7 protein-coding genes are annotated in these 6,947 nt (G+C 69.3%); 5 read left to right on the top strand and 2 right to left on the bottom strand.

Annotated features, from left to right (window positions below; all coding sequences use genetic code 11):
- A partial coding sequence (locus P409_RS22075; RefSeq protein ID WP_034843730.1) for a thioesterase II family protein occupies window positions 1-257 on the bottom strand: 257 nt, incomplete at its 3' end.
- 4 nt (window positions 258-261) lie between these two features.
- Window positions 262-498 (bottom strand): MbtH family protein, encoded by a 237-nt coding sequence (locus tag P409_RS22070; RefSeq protein ID WP_034843728.1) that lies wholly within the window; start codon window positions 496-498, stop codon window positions 262-264.
- Between the two features lie 358 nt (window positions 499-856).
- On the opposite strand from P409_RS22070, the gene P409_RS22065 reads away from it, so the two are divergent.
- The 5 genes from P409_RS22065 to P409_RS22045 form a co-directional block, all read left to right on the top strand.
- On the top strand, window positions 857-1,933 hold the full coding sequence (locus P409_RS22065; RefSeq protein WP_052121150.1) for a GNAT family N-acetyltransferase: 1,077 nt from the start codon (window positions 857-859) through the stop codon (window positions 1,931-1,933).
- The gene (locus P409_RS22060; RefSeq protein WP_034843737.1) at window positions 1,930-3,273 is read left to right on the top strand and encodes a lysine N(6)-hydroxylase/L-ornithine N(5)-oxygenase family protein; all 1,344 of its coding nucleotides are present in this window, start codon (window positions 1,930-1,932) and stop codon (window positions 3,271-3,273) included. The genes P409_RS22065 and P409_RS22060 overlap by 4 nt, the downstream gene beginning before the upstream one ends.
- Before the next feature lie 108 nt (window positions 3,274-3,381).
- Window positions 3,382-4,692 (top strand): homogentisate 1,2-dioxygenase, encoded by a 1,311-nt coding sequence (gene hmgA / locus P409_RS22055; RefSeq protein ID WP_034843725.1) that lies wholly within the window; start codon window positions 3,382-3,384, stop codon window positions 4,690-4,692.
- The gene (locus P409_RS22050) at window positions 4,689-5,708 is read left to right on the top strand and encodes a fumarylacetoacetate hydrolase family protein (protein WP_034843723.1); all 1,020 of its coding nucleotides are present in this window, start codon (window positions 4,689-4,691) and stop codon (window positions 5,706-5,708) included. The genes hmgA and P409_RS22050 overlap by 4 nt, the downstream gene beginning before the upstream one ends.
- A 546-nt stretch (window positions 5,709-6,254) precedes the next feature.
- Window positions 6,255-6,947: NAD-dependent epimerase/dehydratase family protein (locus P409_RS22045; RefSeq protein WP_034843721.1), on the top strand; the 693-nt coding region annotated here is incomplete at its 3' end.

The raw sequence follows: 6,947 nt of genomic DNA, 5'->3' as shown, positions 1-6,947 counted from the left end.
AAGGCCAGCAGGCTGCCCAGGCTGTGGCCGAACAGGGCGTAGGGCCCGTCGATCGCGCCCTCGATCTCCCCGGCCAGCGCGGCGGCGAGGCCGCGCAGATCGGTCGCCAGGGGCTCGCCCGAGCGGGCGCCGCGGCCGGGCAGTTCGACCGGATGCACCGCGAGCCAGGGCGGCAGCGTCCGGCGCCAGCGGCCATAGACCATGGCGCTGGCCCCCGAATAGGGCAGGCAGAACAGCCGGACGGCGACCGCGCTCATCCGATCACCGGGCGGCGTCGGGGGCGTCCGTCGCGGCCGGGCCGTCCATGTGGCGGCGCAGCGACAGCGGCCGCATGTCGGTCCAGACCTCGGAGATATAGGCCAGGCATTCGGCCTTCGGGCCGGATTTGCCGACGGCGACCCAGCCCTCGGGGATCTCCTTGTAGTCGGGCCAGATCGAGTATTGCTCCTCGTGATTGACCACGACGTGAAAGACGGTGTCGTCCCGATCGAAGGCCATCTGGCACTCCTCGCCGATATCGCATCCAGAGATAGAGAAAATTTTACGAATTACGCAGACGCAGCCGCACGACGCCCTGCCGGATTGTTTCGGCCTGGCATCTTGATTTGGTCTTCAGCGCTTTTCGTTGGCTTGAAGAGAAAATCGGGAGACCGACAACACGCCTGGACTTCCCGTTCCCTTCTGGCTATGAATGATAATGATTTGCAGTTGCACTGCAAGTCAAGCCCGTTTTCGCCCTTCCCGGCCCTCGTCCGGGAAGCGGCGGCCCGATCAGACGAGACGAATCCGCTGCTTGCCGGCGGCCGCCGACATGCCGGGAGCCGGCAGGGTTCCGGGGCCGCGGAAGGAGAAGACGATGGACGCCATACCCATTCCGCAGCCCGGCACGACCTTCCTGTCCTACGCCGCCACCCAGGCCCCGATGACCACATCGCGACAGGGTGATTCGCTGACGGTGCGGCAGGCCGGCGCCGCGCCGCTGGTGCTGCGCCTGGACGCGGCCGGGGAACGGCTGGCCCTGACCGGGCCGGCCGGATCCCCCGGCACGGCCCTGCGCGGCCTGAACGCCGCCGTCGAGGCCGCCTTCGGCTGGCATCCGGAACTGGAGCGGCTGGCGCTCGACCTCGGCGACGGCACCGCGGCACTGGCCGACACGCTGCGCCGCCGTGGCGTCGCGGTCGAGACGCCGGCCGCCCCGCTGACCGTGCTGCCGGAGCTGTTCATGCAGCAGGCCGATCTCTGGCACGGCCGGCCGGACCTGCCCGCCTTCCCGCAGCGCCACGTCATGACCGACGGCAAGCGCCACCCGCAGCGCCCGCCGAAGCCGCAGGGCACGGTCTATGCCCGCTGGATCCCGTGGCTGGAGCAGACCCTGGCCTTCCGCGCCGCCACGGTGGAGGAGGATCTGGGGCATCTGCACAAATGGATGAACGACCCGCGGGTGGCCGCCTTCTGGAACGAGGACGGCGATCTGGAGAAGCATCGCCGCTATCTGTCCGGGCTGATCGCCGACCCGCATATGGTGCCGCTGATCGCCAGCTTCGACGGCGTCCCCTTCGCCTATTTCGAGATCTACTGGGCCCGTGAGAACCGGCTGGCGCCGTTCTACGACGTCCAGGACTACGACCGCGGCTGGCACGTCGTGGTCGGCGAGGATGCCTATCGCGGCCGCGGCTTCATCAGCGCCTGGCTGCCCTCGCTGACGCACTACATGCTGCTCGACGACTGCCGCACCCAGCGCATCGTCGGCGAGCCGGCGGCGGCGCACCACCAGCAGATCCGCAACCTCGAGACCTCCGGCTTCGTCCGGATCAAGACCTTCGACTTCCCGCACAAGCGGGCGGCGCTGGTGATGCTGCTGCGCGAGCGCTTCTTCTTCGACCGGCTGTGGCTGCCGGCCGCCCCCGCCGCCCAGCCGGTGCCGAGCCGATGAGCCAGGACGCGATCCACGACGTCGTCGGCGTCGGCTTCGGCCCGTCCAACCTGGCCCTGGCCATCGCGCTGGACGAGGCGCTGCGCCAGCGCGGCGCGGCGCTGAGCCATCATTTCATCGAGAAGCAGCCCGGCTTCACCTGGCATGGCGGCATGCTGCTGCCGGACAGCGACATGCAGATCTCCTTCCTCAAGGACCTGGTGTCGCTCAGGGACCCGACCAGCCCGCTGACCTTCGTCAACTACCTGCACCAGAAGGGCCGGCTGGAGGCCTTCATCAACCGCAAGACCTTCTTCCCCAGCCGGGTCGAGTTCAACGACTATCTCGGCTGGGTGGCGGCCCGCTTCGCCGAGCATTGCAGCTATGGCGAGGAGGTGACGGCGGTCGAGCCGGAGACCGCGCAGGGCACCGTCGTCGGCCTGCGCGTGCGGTCGCGCACGGCCACGGGCGGCGAGACCGTGCGCCGGGCGCACAACCTGGTCGTCGCCACCGGCGGCAGCCCGCGCATTCCCTCGGTCTTCGCCGGGCTGCGCGGCGATCCGCGGGTGTTCCACTCCTCGGCCTATCTCGACCGGATCCACGGGCTCGGGCTGGCGCGGAAGCCATCCGCCCGGGTGGCGGTGATCGGCGGCGGCCAGAGCGCGGCGGAGATCACGCTCGACCTGCATGGCCGTTTCCCGCAGCTCGGCATCGACCTGGTGTTCCGCGGCCATGCGCTGAAGCCGTCGGACGACACCCCCTTCGTCAACGAGATCTTCAATCCCGGCTTCACCGACTACGTCTTCGGCCAGGGCGAGGCGCAGCGCGACGCCATCATCCGCGAGTTCCGCAACACCAATTACGCGGTGGTCGACGCCGACCTGATCGAGCGGATCTACGACATCCTCTACCAGCAGCAGGTGCAGGGCGCGCCGCGGCTGGCCCTGTGCGGCCGCAGCGAGGTGACGGAGGCCGAAGCCGGGGCGGACGGGATCGGGATGGCCCTGCGCGACGGCATCGCCGGGACCGCCGGGCGGCGCGGCTACGACGCCGTGGTGCTGGCCACCGGCTATGAGCGCGACGGCGGGCGCCGGCTGCTGTCGGCGTTGGCCCCCTGGATCGAGGATTTCGCGGTCGACCGCGACTACCGGTTGCGCACCCGGCCCGAGTTCCGGCCGCAGATCCACCTGCAGGGTCAGTCCGAGACCTCGCACGGGCTCAGCGACACGCTGCTGTCGGTGCTGGCGGTGCGGTCGCAGGAGATCGCAGAATCGCTGCTGGCGGCCAGGCGCCGGCGCGGCATGCCGCCCGACCTGCACGCCCCCGCCCCGCTGCGGCGCCTCGCCGTCAACGACGACTGACCAGCTTCGGCCCGGGCCGCCGGCTTCCGGCGGCCGCAGATTCGCGTTGCTATTCGTTTCAAATGAAACGATCATCCCGGCAAGACGGAATGAGGCCGGGAGGATGCGATGACGCTCCGCTACATGCCGGGATTCGGCAACGACTTCGAGACCGAGGCCCTGGAGGGCGCCCTGCCCCAGGGCCAGAACTCGCCGCAGCGCTGCGCCTACGGCCTCTATGCCGAGCAGCTCTCCGGCTCGCCCTTCACCGCGCCGCGCGGCACCAATGAGCGGTCCTGGCTGTACCGGCTGCGGCCGTCGGTGAAGCATGTCGGCCGGTTCCGGGAGATCGAGCTGCCGCATTGGAAGACGGCGCCGCATGTCGTCCGCCACGGCCGGCCGCTGGGCCAGCTGCGCTGGGACCCGACGCCGATCCCGGACGAGAGGCTCACCTTCCTGACCGGCATGCGCACCATGACCACGGCCGGCGACGTGTTCACCCAGGCCGGCATGGCCGCGCATGTCTACCTGGCCACCGAGTCGATGGCCGACGAGGTGTTCTTCAACGCCGATGGCGAGCTGCTGATCGTGCCGCAGCAGGGATTGCTGCGCCTGGTCACCGAGCTCGGGGTCATCGGGATCGGCCCGGCCGAGATCGCGGTGATCCCGCGCGGCACCAAGTTCAAGGCCGAGCTGCCGGACGGCCCGTCGCGCGGCTATGTCTGCGAGAATTACGGCGCCAAGTTCACCCTGCCCGACCGCGGCCCGATCGGCGCCAACTGCCTGGCCAATCCGCGCGACTTCAAGACCCCGGTCGCGGCCTATGAGGAGAGGGACACGCCGCACCGCGTCATCGTCAAATGGTGCGGCGGCTTCCACGAGACCACCATCGGCCATTCGCCGCTCGACGTCGTCGCCTGGCACGGCAACTACGCCCCCTACAAGTATGATCTGCGGACCTTTTCCCCGGTCGGCGCCATCGCCTTCGACCATCCCGACCCGTCGATCTTCACGGTGCTGACCGCCCTGTCGGGCGAGGCGGGCACGGCCAATGTCGACTTCGTGATCTTCCCGGAGCGGTGGCTGGTGGCCGAGCATTCCTTCCGGCCGCCCTGGTACCACATGAACATCATGTCGGAGTTCATGGGCCTGATCCATGGCCGCTACGACGCCAAGGAGGAGGGCTTCCTGCCCGGCGGCATGAGCCTGCACAACTGCATGCTGCCGCACGGCCCCGATACCGACGCCTTCGCCAAGGCCAGCACGGCCGAGCTGAAGCCGGTGAAGCTGACCGGCACCATGGCCTTCATGTTCGAGACCCGCTTCCCGCAGCAGCTGACCCGCTATGCAGCGGAGCTGCCGACGTTGCAGGATGACTATCCGGCCTGCTGGAGCGGCCTGGAGAAACAGTTCGACAAACGGGAGGACACCGGCCGATGAAGCTCGCCAGCCTGAGGGACGGGTCGCGCGACGGGCGCCTCGTCGTCGTCTCACGCGACCTGACCCGCTACACCGTGGCCGGGGGCATCGCCCCGACGCTGCAGCGCGCCCTGGATGACTGGGACCTGCTGCGGCCGCGGCTGGAGGCGCTGGCCCATGACCTGGAGCTCGGCGCCGTGCCCAGCGACCGGTTCCGCGAGCACCAGGCCCTGTCGCCCCTGCCCCGCGCCTATCAATGGGCCGACGGGTCGGCCTATGTGAATCATGTCGCGCTGGTGCGGCAGGCCCGCGGCGCCGAGATGCCGGAGAGCTTCTGGACCGACCCGCTGATGTACCAGGGCGGGTCCGACAGCTTCCTGGCGCCGCGCGACCCGATCCGGATGGAGAGCGAGGCCTGGGGCATCGACCTGGAGGGCGAGGTCGCGGTGATCACCGGCGACGTGCCGATGGGCGCCGGCCGCGACGCCGCGGCGCAGGCGATCAAGCTGGTGATGCTGGTCAACGACGTGTCCCTGCGGAACCTGATTCCGGCCGAGCTGGCCAAGGGTTTCGGCTTCTTCCAGTCCAAGCCCTCCTCCGCCTTCTCTCCCGTGGCGGTGACCCCGGACGAGCTGGGCGACGCCTGGGACGGCGGCAAGCTGCACCGCCCGCTGCTGGTCGAGCTGAACGGCGCACCCTTCGGCCGGGCCGATGCCGGTGTCGACATGACCTTCGACTTCCCGACCCTGGTCGCCCATGCCGCCAAGACCCGGCCGCTGGGCGCCGGCACCATCATCGGCTCCGGCACCGTGTCGAACCGCGACTCGGATGGCGGGCCGGGCAAGCCGATCACCCAGGGCGGCCACGGCTACTCCTGCCTGGCCGAGCTGCGCATGGTCGAGACCATCCTGTCGGGCGCGGCCAGGACATCCTTCCTGCGCTTCGGCGACACGGTGCGGATCGAGATGAAGGATGCCCACGGCCATTCCATCTTCGGCGCGATCGAGCAGACGGTGGAGGAGGCCGCCGCGGGCTGACGCCCGGCCGCCTCACTGCCCCGTTCCCCGCATCCCTCATCGATCGACAGGCGCGCCCGGCCCCGACAGGGGAGCCGGGCGCGTCGCGTTTCGGCCGCCCGCCTCATGTCGGACGGCCGGATGGATGCTGCCACCAGCGGTTGTCAAAAGATTTCATTGAGCAACCGCGGATCACAAAATCGCCAAACTCTTTGAGTTTTCCTGAGAAAACCCTCCCAAAGATCTTATAAAAACTTCATTGACACGAAAATTCGTAAAAGTTTGAATGCGAAACCTGAGTCATCGGGCCTGAACTCTGATGGTCTGAAGGTTTCGCGGCGAGACATTCGCCTCCGAGCGGCAATGTCCCGTTGCGCGGCATGAGAGATCCATCAGCGGTCCGGCGTCCGGGACGGAACCGCGCGGCGACGGGAGTCTGCCGCGGCCTTCGCCATGGAGGATGACGAAATGACCCATGCCCAGGGATGGCCGCCGCTCCGAACGGCCTGATCCGACCGGCGACGCTCCGCCGACGCCCATGGAACAATGACCACGAGAGACCTCCCCATGAAGATCCTCGTCACCGGCTCGCGCGGGCTGATCGGCACGGAGATGATGCGGCGCCTGGCCGAGGCCGGGCACCGGCCGGTGCCCTTCGACATCGCCCATGATCCGGGGACGCCCGGCCATGGCGACATCCGCGACCGCGACCGGCTGCGGCAGGCCATGGAAGGGTGCGACGGCGTCCTGTCGCTCGCCGCGGTCTCCCGCGTCATCGATGGCGAGCGCAACCCGGAGCTGTGCTGGGACGTCAATGTGAACGGCACCGGCGCCGTGCTGCAGGTGGCGCTGGAGCAGCCGGCCGACCGCCGCCCCTGGGTGATCTATGCCTCGAGCCGGGAAGTCTATGGCGATGCGGCGGCGCTGCCGGTGCCCGAGGACGCGCCGCTGCGGCCTCTCAACATCTACGGCCGCTCGAAGGCGGCCGCCGAGGCGGCGGTCGGCCGCGCCCGCGAGGATGGCCTGGCCACTGCGATCGTCCGCTTCTCCAACGTCTTCGGCTCGACCGCCGACCATGGCAATCGGGTGGTGCCCGCCTTCGCCCGCGCGGCCGCCACCGGCGGCACGATCTCGATCGAGGGCGCGGAGAACACCTTCGACTTCACCCATGTCGACGATATCGGCCGCGGCCTGTCGCTGCTGATCGAGTGCCTCGAGGAGGGCCACCGGGCGCTGCCGCCGATCCATTACGTCGGCGGC

This window comes from Inquilinus limosus MP06, from assembly GCF_000767795.1.
Lineage (GTDB): Bacteria > Pseudomonadota > Alphaproteobacteria > DSM-16000 > Inquilinaceae > Inquilinus > Inquilinus limosus_E.
This window is presented reverse-complemented; position numbering and strand designations above follow the sequence as displayed.

Coding starts and splice junctions, on each gene's coding strand:
- P409_RS22070 (WP_034843728.1), bottom strand. CDS start 498: ATGGCCTTCGATCGGGACGACACCGTCTTTCACGTCGTGGTCAATCAC.
- P409_RS22050 (WP_034843723.1), top strand. CDS start 4,689: ATGAAGCTCGCCAGCCTGAGGGACGGGTCGCGCGACGGGCGCCTCGTC.
- P409_RS22060 (WP_034843737.1), top strand. CDS start 1,930: ATGAGCCAGGACGCGATCCACGACGTCGTCGGCGTCGGCTTCGGCCCG.
- hmgA (WP_034843725.1), top strand. CDS start 3,382: ATGACGCTCCGCTACATGCCGGGATTCGGCAACGACTTCGAGACCGAG.
- P409_RS22065 (WP_052121150.1), top strand. CDS start 857: ATGGACGCCATACCCATTCCGCAGCCCGGCACGACCTTCCTGTCCTAC.